Below are 20578 nucleotides of genomic sequence, written 5' to 3'. Positions count from 1 at the left end.
ATGAAGCATATTTCTCTTACCCTCCATGGGCTGATGCGCCGCTCGGTCATTCCCACTTTGTTCGCCGCGCTCGTCTCTTCGCCGTTTCTCACGCTTTCTGCTGCGGCTGAGGAGTTGAAGAGCCCGACCCTCGACAAGATTGCGCGTACCAAGACGATCACGTTCGGGCACCGCCAGGACGAACTGCCGTTTTCCTATGTGACGCCGGATGGCGTCGTGCGCGGTTACTCCATCGATATATGTCAAAGGATCGCGGATCACGTTCGAGACGCGCTTAAGCTCGATACCCTGAAGACCGATTATGTGGTGGCGACGCCTGCAACCCGTTTCCTGTTGGTGAAGTCCGGCAAGATCGACATGGAATGCAGCGCGACGACCAACAATGCCGAGCGGCGAGAGCAGGTGGCATTCTCCTATCCCCACTTCATCACAGCGACCCGCTTCGTGACGAAAAAATCGAGTGGGTTGAACAGTATCAAGGATCTGGCCGGACGAACGGTGGCTTCGACCACGGGGACCATCAACATCGCGCAATTGCAAAACGTCAACAGGGAGCAAAAGCTGAACATCTCTGTGCTGATCAGCAAGGTGAATTCCGAAGCTTTCGCCATGGTCGAAAACAATCGCGCCTCCGCCTTCGTGATGGATGATGTTCTTCTGGCTGCCCACGTGGCTTTTTCAAATGCACCTGGAGACTATATGATCTCGAAAGAAACGTTCGGGCCGCCTGAACCCTATGGTATTCTTCTGCCAAAGGGCGATGATGCGTTCAAGACGTTGGTGAATGAAGCTCTCTACAAGATGTTTACGGACGGCGAAATCGAGACGATCTACAACAAGTGGTTCATGTCGCCTTTGCCGCCGGACGGGCGCAATTTCAACCTTCCGCTATCCCCAGAGCTGCAGGCCGCCTTCAAGGAGCCCAAGGAGTACCTGCAATGAGAATGTACATCTTTCATTGCTTCCTGCTTGCATTCTGCGCGCTCGGCTCGATTGCAGCCAAGGCGGAGGAAAAGGTTTTCGACACGCCCACCCTCGATCGAATTGCCCAGACCGGCAAGATCAGGATCGGCTATGGTTCGACCGCACCCTTCTCCTTTCTCAATGCGGACGGCCAGGTCCTCGGCTACTCGATCGACCTTTGCCGTGCTGTGGTGGAAAAATTAAAGCAGCGGCTCAAGGTGCAATCCATCGATGTCCAGTTCGTGCCGCGTACGCCCAGCAATCGCGTGCAGCTTCTCAATGATGGGACGATCGACATCGAGTGCAACGCAAGCACCAACACGGCAGAGCGGCGCAAGAGCGCAGCCTTCGCCTACCCGCACTTTTTCACCGTGACACGGTACGTTTCCCTGCGGAAAAGCGGTTTCAAGACATTGGATGATCTGAAGGGGCGTTCGGTGAGCGTGGCTCTCGGCACCGTCAATGTCAACGAAATCAATGAGAGCAGCCGCAGGCGGAAACTGAATATCTCCGCCGTTCCTGTTGAAAGTCTTCAGGCTGCGTTCGATATGGTCACAGAAGGTCGTGTTGCGGCCTTTGCCATGGACGAGGTTTTGCTGAAAACGATGATTGCCCGCACGCAAAACCCGTCCGATTATGTGCTTTCCGAGGAGCAGGTGACAGACGCCCAGCCCTTTGGTTTTATGATGCGCGTGAACGACAAGGCGTTTGTCGGGGCGGTGAACGAAGCACTGAGCGAGATTTACAAGTCAGAGACTGCCAAAGAGATTTACAAGCGCTGGTTCGAGGAATCCATGCCGGGGCTCAATATCAACCTTGGTCTGCCGATGAGCAATTTCCTTGCGGAAGCTCTCCGCAACCCGAAGATCGTTGAATAAGCGCAGAAGGGGGTAATATCCCTTCTCTCCTTTCGATCTACAAGCGTGCCGCGCAAACCTGTGTCACGGTTTTGCGATCACGCTACGTGGCAAAACAAGAACTAAAGCGTAAAGAGCAAATCTGAAAGATTGCAACGCGCTTAGGTCCATGCTGCGACTATTTCGCTAGACGTCGCGCCCGCGTGTCAAAGCCTGAACGCCAGCCTCGCGCGTCCCGTTTTGTCTTCTCCCCGAGTTGTTCCGGCCTTTGCGCCGTTAATTTTTCAGGAACCAATGCCTGAGGGGCACGTTCGATTGGCAGGAGACGCGCCGTGTCAAACGGACGTGATGGTGCCGGAGAACATCGGGATTTTTCCGTTTTCTCTCGATGGCCAACGAAAAGGCAGACGAGCTTCTTATCCATCCGGCCGTCTCCGCCCAATGCCAAGACAATTTGGCTGCCAAGGAGGTTTTGACGTGGAAAAGACCGAAACGCGAAAGCTTGCGGAAGAATACATGCTCCTTGGCGGCACCCGCCAGGTCATGATCGACGACAACAAGACATTTGTCCGTCAATACGACCATGAGCCGGAAGAAGCCGAGCGCTTCTGGCAGGAGCGCATCGCAATCCTCGACAAGGCACGGATCGCCGATGTCGAATTTTTTCTACCGTCTGTCAACTCAGACGTAGAATCCTAACAAGCCCACCCCAACACAAAATATACCAGGAAGGAAACAGTCATGACTGCTATCAATTCTGCCAAGATCGTCATTCTCGCGACCGACGGATATGAGCGCTCGGAGCTTCGCGTGCCGTACGAAGAGCTGCAGCGCAAGGGCGCAGACGTCAAGATCGCCTCGATCAAGGATGGCGAGATCAAGAGCTGGGACGAGAAAGACTGGGGCGACAGCGTGAAAGTCGACCTGCTTGCCAAGGACGTGCGGATCGAAGATTTCGACGCTCTAGTCCTTCCTGGCGGCCAGATCAATCCGGATGTCCTGCGCGCCAGTGACGACGCAATGCGCGTGGTCAAGGAATTCGTGAAGTCCGGTAAGGTTGTGGCTGCCATTTGCCACGCACCATGGCTTCTGGTCGAAGCCGATGCGGTTCGCGGCCGTGAAGTGACGTCTTACGGCTCTATCAAGACCGACGTGAAGAATGCCGGCGGGATTTGGAAAGACGAGAAGGTCGTTTGCGACAAGGGCATCGTCACCTCCCGCAACCCCGACGACCTGGAAGCTTTCGTTGCAAAGATCGTCGAAGAGGTCGAAGAAGGCCGTCACGAACGTAAGGCAGCATAAGCTATTTTTCATAGCTTCAAGATCGATGAAGGGCTGGTGCACCATGGGTGCGCCAGCTTTTCTTTTGGGTGCGGCGATATGAGGCGAATATGAAGAAGGAGGCGCCAGTGCAGGTGCCTTCCAATCGCGAGTCGGGGCAGGCAACACTTCGTGAGGCAGAGATTTTGCCACATTCTTGCCTTATTTAAGCCACTCTTTCGTCTCGGAAACGTTTCAGAAAGCGGTTGAAATTAATTTTTCCCAACAAAAACGGTTTATTTTTAATTATTTTATATGTGCGGCGCCATAATTTTGCTGCGCTGCATATAAGAAATATTACATGTCTCTTATTTAATCGAGCCTTAGAGAAGCGCTCCATCTTACCCGCAAGACCAGTAAACCAGAAGAACAGTTTTAATATAAATGGCTGCGCAATACATAGAGATGGTCACCATGCGTCAACTGCATGACGCCTGCCTGTCTTTGTTCCTTTTATAGGCGTTCATCAATAGTATCAGCCAACATGATGTGAGGAATTTGGGGCGGCCGGTTTTAGGCAGCCGGGTAACGTTGCCTCACAAAAAATTCAAAAGCACCAAATTCCGACCACAGACTTCATGTCTCATGATGACTGCATGACGCGCCCAACGGGTACCGACCTATCGCAAAACATAAATGGAGTTCTCTCTATGAAGTCCGCGACTCGATCGGCTGTTTCGCCGCTTAGTGGTTCTGAAGAGTCTGATGTGAGCTTTCCTATCGGGGGCATCGTGAAACGCAGTTTCGATGTTTCCTCGGCACTGCTTGCCCTTCTTGTGCTCAGCCCGATCTTTCTCATGATCGTGGTCTTGGTCAAACTCTCCGACAAGGGACCCGCTTTTTACGGCCACCGCCGTATCGGCCATAATGGCCGCACGTTTCATTGCCTGAAATTCCGCACGATGGTCGTGAACGGAGATGAGGTGCTGAAACAATATCTGACGTCTGACCCGCAAGCTGCGGAAGAATGGCGCCAGACGAGAAAACTGAAGAACGATCCGCGTGTCACAGCTGTCGGAAGCGTTCTTCGCAAGCTGAGCCTTGATGAACTGCCACAGCTCATCAACATCATTCGTGGTGAAATGAGTGTTGTGGGTCCTCGTCCTGTCGTGGACGAAGAGCTCAACTACTATGAAAGTGCCGCGCGCTACTATCTCAGCACGCGTCCTGGTCTTACCGGTCTCTGGCAGATCAGCGGTCGTAACGACGTCTCCTACAAGGAGCGCGTTGATTACGACACGCAATATGTTCAGAACTGGTCGATGATGAGAGACATTTCCATCATCATGAAAACCGTGCCAGCTGTCTGCATGTCCCGCGGCAGCTATTGAAGCCAGATTAGATACTCGGCGTGAACGCAGGCCCTCCCACCTGTGCCATGCCTTGCGGCTGCGACCGGACCTGAGCCGGTCGCACATTCACTTTTCAAGGCATCAACATGGAGTTTTACATGGTTGGCATTGCCGACGAAGCCCTCCCTAAAAAACGGCGCACCCAAACATGGTGCAAAGGTACTGCTCTGGCTGTTGCCGCGGCGCTGCTCTTCACCACTCCGCTCAGCGCGCTTGCGCAGGATAGCCAATACCGCCTCGGAACCGCTGACAAGCTTCGCATCCGCGTTGCCGAATGGCAGCCGGCAGACGGCACCATCCGCAACTGGGATGTGATCAATGGCGATTACTCGGTCGGCCCGTCAGGCACGCTGGCGCTTCCCTTCATCGGCCAGTTAAATGTTGCCGGAAAGACGGCAGGCGAGGTGGGAGAGGCGATCGGGGCGCAGCTTCAAAGCAAGTTTGCTCTGCGCAACCTTCCATCAGCCTCCGTCGAAGTTGCCCAGTTCCGTCCGGTCTTTCTGACGGGGGATGTGCAAACGCCCGGCGAATATCCCTATGCGCCCAATATGACGGTTCTGAAAGCTGTCAGCCTCGCGGGCGGTTTGCGCCGCTCCGATGCAGGGCAGCGTTTTGCCCGGGATTTCATCAATGCCCGCGGTGACGCCGCCGTCTATGACGACCAGCGCGGCCGTCTTCTGGCCCGTCAGGCAAGGTTGCTTGCCGAAGTGAGCGGCGACCAGGAGATCAAGAAGACGCCTGAAATGGAAAAGGTCGTCAATATCGATGCGCTCCTGGAAAGCGAAAGTGCGCTGATGAAGTCTCGCACCGAGCGCTATACGCTTCAATTGAAAGCGTTGAAGGATTTGCGTGAACTGCTCGATGCGGAAGTGGAATCCCTGCGCAAGAAAGCAGAGAGCCAGCAGCGTCAGTTGCAATTGGCAAATGAAGACCGGGAAAAGGTCAACCGCTTGAACGAGCAGGGTCTTGCGCTTGCTCAGCGTCGTATCTCGGCGGAGGAACGCGCAGCCGAGGTGGAAGCGACGCTTCTCGACATCGATACGAATGCTTTGCGCGCCAAGCAGGATATCAACAAGGCGATCCAGGATGAGATCAACCTGCGAAACGACTGGGACGCGCAGCGCTCCAAGGAATTGCAGGATACGCAGGCCGAATTGCAGAAGCTGAACCTGCAGCTTTCCACCAGCCGCGAACTCATGTCGGAGGCCTTGGCGCAATCGGCGGAAGCTCTGCGCTTCGATCCTTCCGGCAAGTCGGCCTCGATTTCCTATGTCGTTGTTCGTGAGGACGAAGGAAAATCGAAGGAAATCAAGGTTGACGAAACCACGGCGCTTGAGCCTGGCGACGTTATCAAGGTTTCCTCGGAAGTGCTGATGCAGTGAGGCTGCCATGCGGATTGCGAAATCGGCATTGATCGATCCTGACAGAAATGGGCTCTACGGAACGGCGGCCGTGGCGCTGTCCTTCTTCGTCTTCGCCTATTCGTCGAAGTTCGGCCAGATCTCGATCCTTGCCTATTACGCCGTCTGGCTGCCTCTGGTCGTGGTGGATTATCGCCGGGTGCTCGGCAATTACACCCGCTACTTGTGGATCTTCGCCTTCGGCATTCTGGCCGTGCTGTCGAGCTTCTGGTCGGACGCCATGTCCGTCAGCCTGCGCGCCTCCATTCAGTACATGACGCACATCGTTTGCGCGCTGATTGCCATGCGCGTCATATCGATCAAGACGCTGACGCGCGGAGCGCTGATCGGCATTACCATCGTTCTTCTCTATTCACTGCTGTTTGGAACCTATCTTTTCGATGCGCTGGATGGCACGACCAGCTTCGTCGGCGCATTCTCTTCCAAGAACCAGTTGGGCTTCTATGCCTCGCTTGGCGTCCTCTTTGCCGCAGCTTCTGTGCTTGTGCTGCGCCAAAGAGGTTTGTGGCTGCCGATCGCGGGCGTTGCTGGTCTGATCTCGGCCTACAGCCTGCTTGCATCGCAGTCGGCAACATCCGCGATCACCACTGCAGCCGTCGTCATCATGATGGCGGGTCTGCTGCCGCTCTGGGCCTTGTCCCCTAGCAATAGGAAGATGCTGTTTTTTGCAGCCGTTGGCTTGGGCGGTCTGTTTGTCGTGGCCGCGCTACAGTTCGGCCTCTTCGACGCGATCCTCGGTGTCTTCGGCAAGGACACGACACTGACAGGACGCACCTATCTCTGGCAGCAGGGCATCGAGGCGGCCAAGCGGGCGCCAATTTTCGGTGTCGGTTATCAGGGTTTCTGGGTGCCGGGCTTTTCCGATGCCGAACGGCTCTGGGACGATTTCTTCATTTCCGGTCGCAGCGGCTTCCATTTCCACAACACCTATATCGAGGTGGTGGTGGAAAACGGCTTCGTCGGTCTCATTCTGCTTGTCATCCTGCTCTACGGCACGCTTTTAGGTCACTTGCGGTCAATCCTCATGCGCAATCAGGATCCGCAGGCGCTCATCCTGTTTTCGCTTTGCGCCCTGTTTGTCGTCCGCTCCTTCGTCGAGATCGACATTATTTTCGCATACCAGATCGGCTCGTTCCTGCTATTCTACGCGGCTGGCAAACTCTGCCTGCCGCGGCGAACCCCTGCGGTCACATCGCCCTTCTTGGCAGGTATCGCGGTACGGCCATTGGCCGGGAGATAAAGGAATCGTCCACCTCTCCACAGGAGTCCGGCGGACTCGTGTTGACTCTTTTGTGAATCTAGAACAAAAAGTGAACATTAGTTTTTTAGCGTGGAATGCTCTGAGAAGTTTCGTGTCATGCAGAAGCGCGCAGAACAGCTTGTCGTGGAGGAATTGCGAGAAAGGCTGGAGAGGATCACCCAAGGTCCTGCCAGACAGCAGGAGACTCTGCCCTTCAATATTCCAGCCATGGATGAGCGTCTCCCCGGTCAAGGCCTGAAGCTTGGCAGCTTGCATGAGGTGAGCGGCGGCGGAAATGGTGCCGTGGATGGCGCAGCGTCAGCGCTCTTTTGTGCGGGCATCGCTGCCCGGTTGAAGGGCAAGATCCTTTGGTGCGTGACCCGTCCCGATCTCTTCATGCCTGCTCTCACACAGGCAGGGCTCTCGCATAACCGGCTGATCATCGTCGAATGCCGCGAAGAAAAGGGCGTGCTGGATTGTTTCGAGGAGGGGCTTCGCTGCAACGGCTTTGGTGCGGTGATCGGTGAAGTGTCGAAGCTGCCGATGAACATGTCGCGGCGTCTGCAATTGACGGCGGAAGCTTCGGGCGTGGCAGCCATAGCGCTTCGCCGCTGGCGTCATGTGAGCGGTGTTGCCGATTTTGGTCAGCCGACCGCAGCCGTCACCCGGTGGCGCATTTCCATGCGTCCCTCCACCCCGCTGCCGGTACGCGGGGTAGGGCGGTCACGCTGGTTTGTAGAAGCGCTGCGTGTCCGGGGCGGAGAACCTTTTGAACTGGAAGTGGAAGCCTGTGATGCAGAGGGTCGTCTCGCTATACCTGCCGACATGGCAGACGGATCGATACCGCAGGATGCTTGGGGACGAAGCGCCGCCGGTTGAAACTCCGGTGGTCATGATCGCCCGCCAGGGAAGCCGCCGGCTCGTGGCTGCTCTGAATAGTGCCGCGCTGAAAGCGGGCTTGCGCCCCGGCATGCCGGCCAGCAAGGCGCAGGCCATTCTACCGGGCCTGATTGTCGAAGACTTGAAGCCGGTGGAGGATGCAAAAGCTCTTGAGGATCTGGCCTTCTGGTTTCTGCGCATCTATGCCCCCATCGTCGCGCCGGATACGCCCGATGGGTTGGTGCTCGATACGACAGGGGCCGATCACCTGCATGGCAATGAAAGACTGATGCTGACGGGCATGATCAATCGCCTGCATGCGCTGGGATTTACAGCACGTGCGGCAATTGCCGAAAGCTGGGGCGCGGCCCACGCGCTTGCCCGTTTCGGGCGCGAAGCCGTCACCATTTTACCTGAAGGCAGTGCGCGCGAAGCGCTCTCGGCTCTCCCGCTTGCCGCCCTGCGACTGGATGCACATCTGGTCAATGAGCTGAAGGTCCTTGGCTTTCGCCGTATTGGAGAACTGGCAGCCGCGCCGCGCGCGCCGATCACCTTGCGGTTCGGCCCGGAAGTGGGTCGCAGGCTGGATCAGGCTCACGGTATCCTGTCGGAACCGATAGAGCCGGTCCGCGTGGCGGAACTGGTGACCGTGCGCCGCTTCTTTCCCGAACCGATTGGTGCCGCAGAAACCATTGCAAAATACACTCGAAAGCTTGTGTCCGACCTCTGTCTGGATTTGGAGAAGCGGGGTTTAGGTGCGCGCCGTGTCGATCTCGTTTTCCATCGTGTCGATAGTGGTGTGCAGGCCATTCGGGCCGGAACCTCCAAACCCGCACGCGATAGCAAGCAATTGTCGCGCCTTCTGACCGACCGTATCGAGACGATCGATCCGGGTTTCGGCATCGAGAAGATGACGCTGACGGCGACCCATGCCGAGCCGCTTCTTGCCGGGCAGGTACGCTCCATCCTTCTGGAAGAGGCGGGAGGCGATATTGGCGAGGCTGTCGATATCATCCTCAACCGTGGCCACAAGGTCTATCGCTATGCGGCGGTTCAAAGCGATGTGCCGGAGCGCTCCGTTCAGAAAATTCCAGCCGAGGCTACGGATGCGCCCGGCTGGCCGAAACATTGGCCGCGACCGGTGAGACTTCTGTTCAAGCCGGAGCCGATCCAGACAGTGGCGCTTCTGCCCGATCACCCTCCCCGAAGCTTCACATGGCGCGGGGTGCGTCACATCGTCAAGCGGGCCGACGGGCCGGAGCGCGTCTTTGGCGAATGGTGGAAGCGCGATCGAGAGCTCTCGGCAGTGCGCGATTATTTCCTTGTCGAAAACGAGAGCGGCGAGCGTTTCTGGATCTTCCGTTCCGGCGATGGCGAGCACACAGAGACAGGCTCTCTGGAGTGGTTCATGCATGGATTTTTCGCATGAGTACGGGTGTTCGTTATGCCGAACTGCAGGTCACCTCGCATTTTTCCTTTCTGCGTGGCGCCAGTTCCTGTGAGGAGCTTTTCGCTCAGGCGAAAGCGCTCGGCATAGAGGCACTGGGCATTGTCGATCGGAACAGCCTCGCGGCCATTCCTCGCGCGCACAAGATTGCCGAAGAGCTTGGTATGCGGCTGGTAGTCGGTTGTCGACTGGACCTAGTGCAGGATGTTTCCGTGCTGGTCTATCCGGTGGACAGGGAGGCCTATGCCCGCCTATGCCGCCTGCTGACATTCGGCAAGAGAGATGGCAAGGCTGGCAAGTGCTCGCTCACCTGGAGTGATCTGGTCACCTATGGCGAAGGGCTGATCGTGGTTCTCCTGCCGGATGAGACGGATGAAGGGCTTTCCAGCCATTTGCGCCGGATAAGGGCTGATTTCGGCGATCGCGCCTATGTGGCGATGAGCCTGCGTCGCCGACCGAACGATGCGCTGCGCCTCCATGAGCTTTCGCAGATGGCAGCGCGCGCCAGTGTGGCAACGGTCGTCACCAATGACGTTCTTTTTCATGAGCCCGGTCGTCGCATGCTTCAGGATGTCGTCACCTGCATTCGCCATAACTGCACCATCGACGATGCCGGCTTTCGCCGCGAGCGTCATGCCGATCGCTATCTGAAGCCGCCGGAGGAAATGTATCGGCTTTTTTCTGCCTATCCGGATGCCTTGGAAAACACGCTGAAAATCGTGAAAAAATGCCGCTTTTCGCTCTCTGAATTGAAATATCAATATCCGGACGAGCGGCAGATACCAGGCCTGACGGCGCAGGAAGCGCTGGAAAAATTCGTCTGGGATGAGGCACCGAAGCGATATCCCAATGGCGTGCCGGAAAAGGTGAAGAAGGCGCTTCGGCACGAATTGACCATCATCGCCAAGAAGGAATATGCGCCCTACTTTTTGACCGTCAATACCATCGTCAGGAAGGCACGGGAGATGAAGATTCTTTGCCAGGGACGTGGATCTGCGGCCAATTCGGCCGTCTGCTATGTCCTCGGCATCACCGCAATCGATCCGGATGAAAGCGACCTTCTGTTCGAGCGTTTCGTTTCCGAGGACCGTGACGAACCGCCGGATATCGATGTTGATTTCGAGCACCAGCGGCGCGAGGAAATCATCCAGTGGATTTATGATCACTATGGGTTCGATAAGGCGGCGCTTTGTGCTGTGGTGACCTGTTATCGCGGCAAGGGCGCCATCCGCGATGTCGGCAAGGTACTGGGCCTTCCCGAAGATCTGACCAAACTCATGTCCTCCCAGATATGGTGGTGGACGGAAGGGACCGGAGAGAAGCACGCCAAGGAACTGAATATCAATCTGGAAGATCGGCGCGTCAGGCTCGCCTTCGATCTCGCGCGCCAGTTGATCGGAACGCCCCGCCATTACAGCCAGCATCCCGGCGGTTTCGTTTTGACCCATGACCGTCTGGACGAACTCGTTCCCATTCTTCCAGCATCCATGAAGGACAGGCGGATCATCGAATGGGACAAGGACGATATCGAGATCGTCAAATTCATGAAGATGGATTGCCTGGCGCTCGGCATGCTGTCCTGCATGCGCAGAGCCTTCGAGATGCTGACGGTTCGCGAAGGCAAAGAGTTCGGGCTGACCAGCATCAAAAACAATGACGGTCCGACCTACGACATGATCTGTAAGGCCGATACGATCGGCACGTTCCAGATCGAAAGCCGGGCGCAGATGTCGATGTTGCCAAGGCTGAGACCGAGGGAGCTTTACGATCTGGTCATTCAGGTCGCAATCGTGCGGCCGGGTCCGATACAGGGCAATATGGTCCATCCCTACCTGAAGCGGCGTCAGGAAATAGCAGAGGGTAAGAAGATCGTTTACGAGCATCCCACCCTTGAAAAGGTTCTTGAGAAAACGCTTGGCGTTCCGCTGTTTCAGGAACATGCCATGCGCATTGCCATCGACTGTGCCGGCTTTACCCCCAGTGAAGCGGATAAGCTGAGACGGGCGATGGCCACATTCAAAAATGTTGGGACTATCGCGAATTTCGAAAAACGGCTCATCGGCGGGCTTATTGAAAATGGCTTTAGCGAAGAGTTTGCCAAAAGACTCTTCGCTCAGATTCAAGGTTTCGGCAGCTATGGCTTTCCCGAAAGCCATGCAGCCTCCTTTGCCTTGATCGCCTATGCATCGGCATGGGTGAAGTGCCACCATCCCGATATCTTCTGTGCGGCGCTGTTGAACTCCCAGCCCATGGGATTTTATGCACCGGCACAGCTTGTTCGCGATGCGCGCGATCATGGGGTCGTGGTCCGGCCCGTTTGCGTAAATGCCAGCCGCTGGGATTGTACGCTCGAGGAAAAGACTGCACCGGACCGCGAAGCTGTGAGGCTGGGCATGTGCCTCGTGAAAGGCTTGTCCAACAAGCATGCAGCAGCGATTATTGCATGCCGGGAGGAGCGACCTTTCCAGTCTATAGACGATCTGTGGAGGCGAGCAGGGGTACCTGTTTCAACACTGGTATGTCTCGCGGAGGCGGATGCGTTTCTAACCGCGTTCGGACTTTCGCGCCGTGAGGCGCTTTGGGCCATCAAGGGGTTGCGGGATGAGCCACTACCGCTCTTTGCCGCTGCCGCAGCGAGAGAAAACACCTTGATCGAGGAGTTGCAGGAGCCGGACGTCAACTTGACCCCCATGACCGCAGGCGGAGAAGTGGTGCAGGACTATGGACATATGGGGCTGACACTGCGTGAACATCCCATGAGCTTTCTACGTCAGGATCTTGCCCGACGGCGGATCGTCACATGCGCTGAGGCCCATAGAACCAATGACGGTCGCTGGCTGGAAGTGGCCGGCCTCGTGCTCATCCGTCAACGGCCGGGCTCTGCGAAGGGGGTCATCTTCATGACGCTTGAAGATGAGACTGGAATTGCCAATGCCGTCGTTTGGGTCAAGACCTTCGAAAAATATCGACGTGTCGTCCTGTCGGCGAGCATGGTCGGAATTTACGGCAAGCTTCAGCGTGAAGGTGACGTCGTTCATATCGTCGCCCACCGCATCACTGATCTGTCGGACATTTTAAGAAGTGTCGGGGAAAGGGATAAGCCGTTTCCGCTGCCGCATGGTCGCGGCGATGAGTTTCATCACGGTAGCCCGCCGACACGGGATAGACGGGGGTTGCCACCGAGATCAACTCTTCAGACCAGCGATGACGACCACATCATCATCAAAGGCCGCAACTTCCATTGAGAGCCGCAGCGCGCCTTCGTTGCAAGACCGATTAATGCTCTTGAGCCTCTCAGGTGAGAGCGGCGTTTTTGATCCGGTCCTTGCCGACCTCGATCACATGCCGCATGGCTTTCACAGCGGCGTTTTCATCTCGCGCTGCAATGGCGTGCACAATGCGCAAATGGTTGGCGGCAATCTCCGCGATGGTGGCCGGAGCAGAGGCTGGCGACGATAGCTTGAAGGAGATGGCGAGTGCCGCCTCGATCAGACCGCTTGCCGAACGCATGAAGGGATTGCCGGAAATGCTGGCCACGGCCAGATGGAATTCCAGATCGATCTTGGCAATGCTTTCGGCGGTATGGGCGGGGTTGTCGAATTTCGCGGCGATCGCGTAGAGCGCGACAATATCTTCACTGGATGCATGCCGAGCAGCCGCTGCCGCCGCTGCCGGCTCGAGCGCCAGGCGAATTTCGGCCAGATGCTCGATGAACTCCGGATCGAGCCCCGCCTCGCAACGCCATCCCAGCACATCAGGGTCAAAGAAGTTCCAGCTCGATTTGTCGAGAACGCGTGTACCGACTTTCGCTTTGGCTTCCACCAGCCGCTTTGCGGCCAGCGTTTTCATCGTCTCTCTGAGAACGGTCCTTGATACGCCGAAGCGAAGCGAAAGTTCGGCATCGTTGGGGAGAAGGGAACCCTCCGGTATCCGGCCCGAAACAATGGCGCTGCCAAGTTCCGCCACGACGTGCGCATGGCTGTTGCGCCGCTTTCGTCCCGATATCGTGTTTTCCAGTAGCCCCAACAACTATCTCCCTCGCTGATGTTATGCCGGGTGAGCCGCCGCCATTCTTCTGTTTGAGTACCAGATGATTGTGCGTTGCAAAACGATGAATATGAACAGAAGTATGCCGATGACGATTTTCGTCCACCAGGATGACAGTGTTCCGTCAAAAACGATATAGGTCTGAATGAGGCCCTGGATCATCAGGCCGATGAAAGTGCCGGCAACGAGGCCTGTTCCGCCTGTCAGCAGCGTCCCGCCGATCACCACGGCGGCAATCGCGTCCAGTTCGACACCAACGGTTGCCAGTGAGTAACCGGACGAGGTGTAGAGCGTGTAGACGATGCCCGCGAGACCGGAGAGAAAGCCGGATAGCGCGTAGATACCGATCGTGGTTTTGGCGACGGGTACACCCATCAGTTCCGCCGATTGCTGGTTTCCGCCGAGCGCGTAGACATTGGCACCGAAGCGGGTGCGGGCTGCCACCAATATGCCGACTGCAAAGACAATCAGCATCAGGATGGCAAGCGCCGTCAGTCGACCGCCACCGGGCACACGAATATAGAAGCCCTGGATGGCGTCGATGACCGGATGGGAGATCGGGACGGAATCGGTCGACATGAGATAGGCTGCCCCGCGTGCCAGAAACATGCCTGCGAGGGTGACGACGAAGGGCGGGATTGCGAGAAAGCGGATCATCGCGCCCATCAGGCTGCCAAAAATCGTGGCGATGACGAGCACCGCCGCGAAGGCAACGAGCGGATGAACACCATATCCGTTGACGAGCACGGCGACGAAGACGCTGGAAAAGGCGATGACCGATCCGATGGACAGATCGATGCCGCCAGACAGGATCACGAATGTCATGCCGACGGCCGCGATGCCGAGAAACGCATTGTCGGTCAGAAGATTGCCGATGACCCGTGTGCTGAGGATGCCCGGATATTGGGAAACGCACAGCGCATAGGCAATGATGAAGATCGCCAGCGTGGTGAAGAAGGGAAGGTTGCGTGTGTGTATCATCGCGCAGCTTCTCCTTTGTTGGCGGTGGGCGCCGGTGCCGCCGGGCTTGGTTTTTTCGGCGTCCTGGTAAAGCCGAGCAAAGTGACAAGTGCCGGCGATTGAAGCGTCAGAACCACGATGATGATGCCCGCCTTGATGATCAGGTTGAATTCCGGTGGGAAGCCCGAGACGAGAATACCGGTATTGATCGTCTGGATGATCATCGCACCGATTAGCGACGCGGTGATGGAGAAGCGTCCGCCATTCAGCGACGTGCCGCCGATGACGACCGCCAGGATCGCATCGAGTTCAAGCCAAAGGCCGGCATTGTTGGCATCCGCACCGCGAATATCGGCGGTCACAATCATACCGGCGATGGCGGCACAAAGGCCCGAAATCGCATAGACGAAGAACAGCAGGAAGCGGGCGCGAACACCGGCAAGGGCGGCCGCGCGGCGATTGATGCCGGTTGCCTCGATCAGGAAGCCGAGCGCGGACTTGCGCACCAGAAGACCGATCAGAATGGCACTCGCCACCCAGATCACCACAGGCAGTGGAACGCCTGCAAAGGAGCCGGACCCAATGGCGGCAAAGCTGTCATTGTTGAAGGTCAGGATGACGCCTTCGGTGATCAGCTGTGCAATGCCGCGGCCGGCAACCATGAGGATGAGGGTCGCAATGATCGGCTGGATGTCGAGGACGGCGACCAGAATGCCGTTCCATATGCCGCAGGCGATGCCGACTGCCAATGATACGGCAATCACGACTGGAATGGAGTGCCCGGCACTGATCAGCGTGGCTGCAACCGCACCGCAAATGGCGATGACCGCGCCGATGGATAGATCGATACCCTTCGTGGCAATGACCAGCGTCATGCCGATCGTCAAAAGTGCCACGGGTGCGGCGCGCACCAGAATATCGATAAGGCTGCCATAGAGGCGTCCATTTTGCATCGAGACGTTCAGGAAGCCAGGCGATATCACCGTAATGGCAGCCAGAATGATGAACAGCGCAATGAACTGCGGCGCCAGTCTCTTCAATTTCAACGTTACGCTCTTCATCACGCGGCCTCCGTGCGGGCGGAGGTGGCGATCGCCTTCATGATGTTTTCTGCAGTCACGTCGGACCCCTTGAGTTCTTCAACATGGCGACGGTCCGACAGGACGATGACGCGATGGGCGACCGCCGTCAATTCTTCCAGTTCCGAGGAAATGACGACAAGTGACATGCCCTCCTGGCAGAGCTTCTCGATCATCTTGAGGATTTCGGCGTGTGCACCAATATCGATGCCGCGCGTCGGCTCATCAAGAATGAGGAGGCGAGGCTCGGTTGCCAGCCAGCGGGCAAGGATTGCTTTCTGCTGATTGCCGCCAGAGAGGAACTTGATCGGACGTTCACGATCGGCGGGACGAATGTCGAGCGACTTGATGAAGTCGTCGGCAAGTGCTGCCTTCTGACGCTTGGAGATCGGTCGCATCCAGCCCTGACGGGCTTGCAGGGCAAGCGCGATATTATCGGCGACGGAAAAATCACCAATGATGCCATCCGTCTTGCGCTCTTCAGGACAGAAGCCGAAGCCCTGGTCGATGGCCGCTTCCGGTGATTGGATGGATACCTGCTTGCCATCGATGGTCGCCGTTCCGCTTTCCGGCTTGTCGATGCCGAAGAGAAGGAAGGCGGTTTCGCTGCGTCCTGAGCCGAGCAGCCCTGCAATGCCGACCACTTCTCCCGGACGAATATCAAGATCGAAGGGTTCGACGCTGCCGCGCTTGCCGTAGCCTTGAAACCGGATGGCAGGCGCCCCTTCGACCACATCATTGTCGGAGGGCTGGCGGTTATGGGTGACATTCTGCAATTCGCGCCCGAGCATCATGGAAATGAGCTCGCCTCTTGGAAGCTCAGAAATGGTGCGTGTGCCCACCAGCTTGCCATTGCGCAGGACCGTGACGCGGTCGGCAATGTCGTAGACCTGGTTGAGGAAGTGGGTGATGATGACGATGCCGAGACCTTCGGCGCGAAGCTGTCTCAGCACCGTGAAAAGCATCTTGACTTCATGCGCGTCAAGACTGGCTGTCGGCTCATCCAGAACGAGCACCTTGCCGGAGAGATCGACGGCGCGCGCAATCGCAATGATCTGCCGGATGGCGACCGAATAGCTGGAGAGCAGGGCATTGACGTCGATGTTCAGGCCATAGCGGCCAAGCAGCTTCTGGGCCTCGTCGCGCATCGTGCGCTTGTCGATGAGGCCGAAGCGGCGCGGCTGGCGGCCGAGAAAGAGATTTTCGGCAACGGTCAGGTTTTCCAGGAGATTGACCTCCTGGTAGACGGTCCCAATGCCAAGCGCCTGGGCTTCACCAACATCGGCAGGGGAAATCTCGTCGCCATCGAGGCGCACTGTTCCTTTGTCGCGGGTGTAAACGCCGGTCAGGATCTTGATGAGCGTGGATTTGCCGGCACCATTTTCGCCGAGCAGCGCATGGACTTCACCCGCACGAAGGGTGAAATCAACATTGTCGAGAGCGGTTATGCCGAGGAAGGACTTACCGATGGCACGTGCTTCCAGAAGGGACGGTTGTTCGGACATTCTGAAGCATTCCATTGAAGAAAAAGCGTGATGGAAACGGTGCCGAAGCACCGTTCCGATCGCCACTTCCGATATGAGGCATGTTCAGCAAAGAACCAGCGGCACTCTGCAATGCGCAAGAACGGAAGCGTTTGGATATCTGGGGTGAAGCGGACTTCACCCCCAAACCGGTCTTAGTAGCCGAGGCCTTTCTTTGCCTCATAGACCTTCATCGGATCGTCAGATGCCGTATAAAGCTTGGATTCCGTCTGGATCCACTTCTTCGGCTCTTTCTTGTCCTTGAGGTAAGCGTCAAGTGCATCGAAGGCTGGACCAGCCATGTTCGGCGTCAGTTCGACCGTTGCGTTCGCTTCACCGGCAGCCATGGCCTTGAAGATATCCGGAACGGCGTCGATGGAGACGACCTTGATGTCTGTGCCGGGCTTCAGACCGGCTTCCTTGATCGCCTGGATCGCGCCGACAGCCATGTCATCATTGTGGGCGTAAACAGCGCAGATGTTCTTGCCGCCATTTTCAGCCTTGATGAAGCTTTCCATGACTTCCTTACCCTTGGTGCGGGTGAAGTCGCCGGTCTGCGAGCGCGTGATCTTGATGTTCTTGTGCGAAGCGATGGCTTCTTCGAAGCCCTTCTTGCGGTTGATGGCAGGGGAAGAGCCTGTCGTGCCCTGAAGTTCGACGACATTGCAGTCCTTCGAACCGACATCCTTGACCAGCCAGTCGCCTGCAACCTTGCCTTCGTGAACCTGGTCGGAGGTTACAGCGGTCAGGTAGAGGCTGTCTGGAGCTTCGATTTGACGGTCAAGAAGAATAACAGGAATGTTTTCTTCTTTGGCTTCTTTCAGAACGGCGTCCCAGCCGGTGGCGACGACAGGGGCAATCAGAATGGCATCGACGCCCTGGGCGATGAAGCCGCGAACGGCCTTGATCTGATTTTCCTGCTTCTGCTGCGCATCGGCAAATTTCAGAGTGATGCCACGCTTTTCAGCCTGTTGCTTGGTGACGGTGGTTTCTGCAGCGCGCCAGCCCGATTCGGAGCCGATCTGCGAAAAGCCGACGGTGAGCGACTTTGCGGATACGCCAGAAGCCAGGCATACGGAAAAAGCGACGGTAACCGCCGCGAGTGCTTTTTTCATCTTTAATCCTCCCAGAGATGATGTCGGCTGACGGGGCGATATGAGCATATAGTATTATCTTTGAAAAGCGATTTTTTGCTTCGGATCGCCACTCAGCTTGAAATAGAACGGGTTATTCTAAATAAAGATAATTAGATTCAATGGGATAATTTAGTAATATTTTTCCAGCGGCATTGCCGCGTCTGTCTTTGCGTTCCTTGACAATTGCGTTCATCCCGAAATAGTAATACGAATACAAAGAACAATCTGCGGCATTGACCGCATTCCTCAATTGCCGCAGATCAGGCAAGGGAAGAAGAAGATTGAGGCGGGAGGAATCGTGCGAATCGTCAGCGAGAGTTTGGACGCAGTGGAAGGTTTGGGCAGATGTCCGCCTTGCCAGATGTCGTCGTCTCCGCTACGCGTCTGCGTGGTCCCATTGTCGACGCTTCACCATGAATTCGTCGCACTCCCGTTGACCTACCCGTTCGCCACTTCCGGCTGGAGACCATTATCATGACAGACTCGAAGAATTTGACCGCCCCCCAAGGCAAGCTGCGTTCGCGCGCCTGGTTCGACAATCCCGCAAATGCCGACATGACGGCGCTCTATCTCGAGCGTTACATGAATTTCGGTCTGAGCCAGGCCGAGCTTCAGTCGGACCGCCCGATCATCGGCATCGCGCAGACAGGGTCCGACCTTTCGCCTTGCAATCGCCACCACCTTGAGCTGGCGAACCGCCTTCGTGAAGGTATCCGCGAAGCGGGCGGCATTGCCATCGAGTTCCCGGTTCATCCTATCCAGGAAACCGGCAAGCGCCCGACTGCCGGTCTCGACCGTAACCTTGCCTATCTGGGCCTCGTCGAAGTGCTGTATGGCTATCCGCTCGATGGCGTCGTTCTGACGATCGGCTGCGACAAGACGACGCCTGCCTGTCTTATGGCGGCGGCCACCGTCAACATTCCGGCGATTGCTCTGTCCGTCGGCCCGATGCTGAATGGCTGGTTCCGCGGCGAGCGCACCGGCTCCGGCACCATCGTCTGGAAGGCTCGCGAACTTCTGGCGAAGGGCGAGATCGACTACCAGGGCTTTGTCAAACTCGTTGCCTCGTCCGCGCCGTCCACCGGCTATTGCAACACCATGGGCACGGCGACCACGATGAACTCGCTGGCCGAAGCGCTCGGCATGCAGCTTCCGGGCTCTGCCGCGATCCCTGCACCGTATCGCGATCGCCAGGAAATCTCCTATCTCACGGGTCTTCGTATCGTCGAGATGGTCAAGGAAGACCTGAAGCCGTCCGACATCATGACGAAGGATGCCTTCATCAACGCCATCCGCGTCAATTCGGCCATCGGTGGTTCCACCAACGCGCCGATCCATCTGAACGGTCTTGCACGCCACGTCGGCGTCGAGCTCACCGTCGATGACTGGCAGACCTATGGCGAAGAAGTTCCGCTGCTTGTCAACCTGCAGCCGGCTGGCGAATATCTCGGCGAAGACTACTATCACGCCGGTGGCGTTCCGGCGGTCGTCAACCAGTTGATGGAACAGGGTCTCATCATGGAAGACGCCCTGACCGTCAACGGCAAGACGATCGGCGAGAACTGCCGTGGTGCGATCATCGAAGACGAGAAGGTCATCCGTCCTTACGATCGTCCGCTGAAGGAGCGCGCAGGCTTCCGCGTGCTGCGCGGCAACCTCTTCTCTTCTGCCATCATGAAGACCAGCGTTATCAGCCCGGAATTCCGTCAGCGCTATCTCTCCAACCCGAACGATCCCGAGGCTTTCGAAGGCCGTGCGGTCGTGTTCGACGGTCCGGAAGATTATCACCACCGCATCGACGATCCGTCGCTCGGCATCGACGCGCAGACGGTTCTGTTCATGCGCGGCGCAGGTCCGATCGGCTATCCGGGTGCGGCAGAAGTCGTGAACATGCGTGCTCCCGACTACCTGCTGAAGGAAGGTGTCAACTCGCTGCCTTGCATCGGCGACGGTCGTCAGTCCGGCACGTCGGGCAGCCCGTCGATCCTCAATGCCTCGCCGGAAGCGGCAGCAGGTGGCGGTCTTGCCATCCTGCAGACCGGCGACCGCGTGCGCATTGATGTGGGCAGAGGTACCGCCGATATCCTGATCTCGCCGGAAGAACTGGCAAAGCGCCATGAGGCGCTGAACGCTCAGGGTGGTTACAAATATCCGGATCACCAGACGCCGTGGCAGGAAATCCAGCGCGGCATCGTCGGACAGATGGAAACGGGTGCAGTGCTCGAGCCAGCCGTGAAGTACCAGCGCATCGCCCAGACAAAGGGTCTTCCGCGCGACAACCACTAACGCATGGTCCGATGTGCCGGAGCGATCCGGCACATCATTTCTCGCCGCCGGTTGTGACACAGCCGGCG

General features: G+C 57.1%; 16 protein-coding genes. 11 read left to right on the top strand and 5 right to left on the bottom strand.

What is annotated here, in order from left to right:
- Positions 1-33: 33 nt before the first annotated feature.
- The 10 genes from ACTJKV_RS16765 (at position 34) to ACTJKV_RS16720 (ending at position 12724) form a co-directional block, all read left to right on the top strand.
- A complete protein-coding gene (locus tag ACTJKV_RS16765) occupies positions 34-942 on the top strand; it encodes an amino acid ABC transporter substrate-binding protein (protein ID WP_112519834.1) in 909 nt (302 codons plus the stop codon).
- Positions 939-1841, top strand: a complete 903-nt coding sequence (locus ACTJKV_RS16760) for an amino acid ABC transporter substrate-binding protein (RefSeq protein WP_440599104.1) — start codon at positions 939-941, stop codon at positions 1839-1841. The genes ACTJKV_RS16765 and ACTJKV_RS16760 overlap by 4 nt, the downstream gene beginning before the upstream one ends.
- A gap of 456 nt (positions 1842-2297) precedes the next feature.
- Positions 2298-2519 carry a hypothetical protein gene (locus ACTJKV_RS16755; RefSeq protein WP_113265322.1) on the top strand — a complete coding sequence of 74 codons (222 nt, stop codon included), beginning with the start codon at positions 2298-2300 and terminating at the stop codon, positions 2517-2519.
- Positions 2520-2561: 42 nt separating this feature from the next.
- Complete coding sequence (locus ACTJKV_RS16750) at positions 2562-3122, top strand: DJ-1/PfpI/YhbO family deglycase/protease (protein WP_440599103.1); 561 nt, start codon at positions 2562-2564, stop codon at positions 3120-3122.
- 668 nt (positions 3123-3790) lie between these two features.
- Positions 3791-4471: a sugar transferase gene (locus ACTJKV_RS16745; RefSeq protein ID WP_062424139.1), complete on the top strand. Its 681-nt coding sequence runs from the start codon at positions 3791-3793 to the stop codon at positions 4469-4471.
- Between the two features lie 119 nt (positions 4472-4590).
- A complete protein-coding gene (locus ACTJKV_RS16740; RefSeq protein ID WP_440599102.1) occupies positions 4591-5874 on the top strand; it encodes a polysaccharide biosynthesis/export family protein in 1284 nt (427 codons plus the stop codon).
- Between the two features lie 7 nt (positions 5875-5881).
- Entirely contained in the window at positions 5882-7153 is a 1272-nt protein-coding gene (locus ACTJKV_RS16735) for an O-antigen ligase family protein (RefSeq protein ID WP_144620395.1), read from the top strand.
- Between the two features lie 117 nt (positions 7154-7270).
- The gene (locus ACTJKV_RS16730) at positions 7271-8032 is read left to right on the top strand and encodes an ImuA family protein (RefSeq protein WP_144620396.1); all 762 of its coding nucleotides are present in this window, start codon (positions 7271-7273) and stop codon (positions 8030-8032) included.
- Positions 7947-9461: a Y-family DNA polymerase gene (locus tag ACTJKV_RS16725; protein WP_440599101.1), complete on the top strand. Its 1515-nt coding sequence runs from the start codon at positions 7947-7949 to the stop codon at positions 9459-9461. Before ACTJKV_RS16730 ends, ACTJKV_RS16725 begins: the two co-directional genes overlap by 86 nt.
- Positions 9458-12724 (top strand): error-prone DNA polymerase, encoded by a 3267-nt coding sequence (locus tag ACTJKV_RS16720; protein WP_440599100.1) that lies wholly within the window; start codon positions 9458-9460, stop codon positions 12722-12724. Before ACTJKV_RS16725 ends, ACTJKV_RS16720 begins: the two co-directional genes overlap by 4 nt.
- Positions 12725-12773: 49 nt before the next feature.
- Here the strand turns inward: ACTJKV_RS16720 and ACTJKV_RS16715 are convergent, their stop codons facing one another.
- From ACTJKV_RS16715 to ytfQ, 5 genes are all read right to left on the bottom strand, one after another.
- Entirely contained in the window at positions 12774-13505 is a 732-nt protein-coding gene (locus ACTJKV_RS16715) for a FadR/GntR family transcriptional regulator (protein ID WP_062424144.1), read from the bottom strand.
- 21 nt (positions 13506-13526) lie between these two features.
- Positions 13527-14507 carry a galactofuranose ABC transporter, permease protein YjfF gene (gene yjfF, locus ACTJKV_RS16710; protein WP_082546327.1) on the bottom strand — a complete coding sequence of 327 codons (981 nt, stop codon included), beginning with the start codon at positions 14505-14507 and terminating at the stop codon, positions 13527-13529.
- A complete protein-coding gene (locus tag ACTJKV_RS16705; protein ID WP_440599099.1) occupies positions 14504-15547 on the bottom strand; it encodes an ABC transporter permease in 1044 nt (347 codons plus the stop codon). Before ACTJKV_RS16705 ends, yjfF begins: the two co-directional genes overlap by 4 nt.
- On the bottom strand, positions 15547-17070 hold the full coding sequence (locus tag ACTJKV_RS16700) for a sugar ABC transporter ATP-binding protein (RefSeq protein WP_440599098.1): 1524 nt from the start codon (positions 17068-17070) through the stop codon (positions 15547-15549). The genes ACTJKV_RS16705 and ACTJKV_RS16700 overlap by 1 nt, the downstream gene beginning before the upstream one ends.
- Positions 17071-17243: 173 nt before the next feature.
- On the bottom strand, positions 17244-18203 hold the full coding sequence (ytfQ, locus tag ACTJKV_RS16695; RefSeq protein WP_062441680.1) for a galactofuranose ABC transporter, galactofuranose-binding protein YtfQ: 960 nt from the start codon (positions 18201-18203) through the stop codon (positions 17244-17246).
- A gap of 495 nt (positions 18204-18698) precedes the next feature.
- Between ytfQ and ACTJKV_RS16690 the strand changes: the two genes are divergently transcribed.
- On the top strand, positions 18699-20510 hold the full coding sequence (locus ACTJKV_RS16690) for an IlvD/Edd family dehydratase (protein WP_062424148.1): 1812 nt from the start codon (positions 18699-18701) through the stop codon (positions 20508-20510).
- Positions 20511-20578: the final 68 nt, after the last annotated feature.

Source organism: Agrobacterium sp. 22117, assembly GCF_052045735.1.
GTDB lineage: Bacteria > Pseudomonadota > Alphaproteobacteria > Rhizobiales > Rhizobiaceae > Agrobacterium > Agrobacterium cavarae.
This window is presented reverse-complemented; position numbering and strand designations above follow the sequence as displayed.

Bases quoted from the DNA above. Each gene is read 5' to 3' on its own strand.
- ACTJKV_RS16765 (WP_112519834.1), top strand. From the start codon at position 34: ATGCGCCGCTCGGTCATTCCCACTTTGTTCGCCGCGCTCGTCTCTTCG.
- ACTJKV_RS16760 (WP_440599104.1), top strand. From the start codon at position 939: ATGAGAATGTACATCTTTCATTGCTTCCTGCTTGCATTCTGCGCGCTC.
- ACTJKV_RS16750 (WP_440599103.1), top strand. From the start codon at position 2,562: ATGACTGCTATCAATTCTGCCAAGATCGTCATTCTCGCGACCGACGGA.
- ACTJKV_RS16745 (WP_062424139.1), top strand. From the start codon at position 3,791: ATGAAGTCCGCGACTCGATCGGCTGTTTCGCCGCTTAGTGGTTCTGAA.
- ACTJKV_RS16740 (WP_440599102.1), top strand. From the start codon at position 4,591: ATGGTTGGCATTGCCGACGAAGCCCTCCCTAAAAAACGGCGCACCCAA.
- ACTJKV_RS16735 (WP_144620395.1), top strand. From the start codon at position 5,882: ATGCGGATTGCGAAATCGGCATTGATCGATCCTGACAGAAATGGGCTC.
- ACTJKV_RS16730 (WP_144620396.1), top strand. From the start codon at position 7,271: ATGCAGAAGCGCGCAGAACAGCTTGTCGTGGAGGAATTGCGAGAAAGG.
- ACTJKV_RS16725 (WP_440599101.1), top strand. From the start codon at position 7,947: ATGCAGAGGGTCGTCTCGCTATACCTGCCGACATGGCAGACGGATCGA.
- ACTJKV_RS16720 (WP_440599100.1), top strand. From the start codon at position 9,458: ATGAGTACGGGTGTTCGTTATGCCGAACTGCAGGTCACCTCGCATTTT.
- yjfF (WP_082546327.1), bottom strand. From the start codon at position 14,507: ATGATACACACACGCAACCTTCCCTTCTTCACCACGCTGGCGATCTTC.
- ACTJKV_RS16705 (WP_440599099.1), bottom strand. From the start codon at position 15,547: ATGAAGAGCGTAACGTTGAAATTGAAGAGACTGGCGCCGCAGTTCATT.
- ACTJKV_RS16700 (WP_440599098.1), bottom strand. From the start codon at position 17,070: ATGTCCGAACAACCGTCCCTTCTGGAAGCACGTGCCATCGGTAAGTCC.
- ytfQ (WP_062441680.1), bottom strand. From the start codon at position 18,203: ATGAAAAAAGCACTCGCGGCGGTTACCGTCGCTTTTTCCGTATGCCTG.
- ACTJKV_RS16690 (WP_062424148.1), top strand. From the start codon at position 18,699: ATGACAGACTCGAAGAATTTGACCGCCCCCCAAGGCAAGCTGCGTTCG.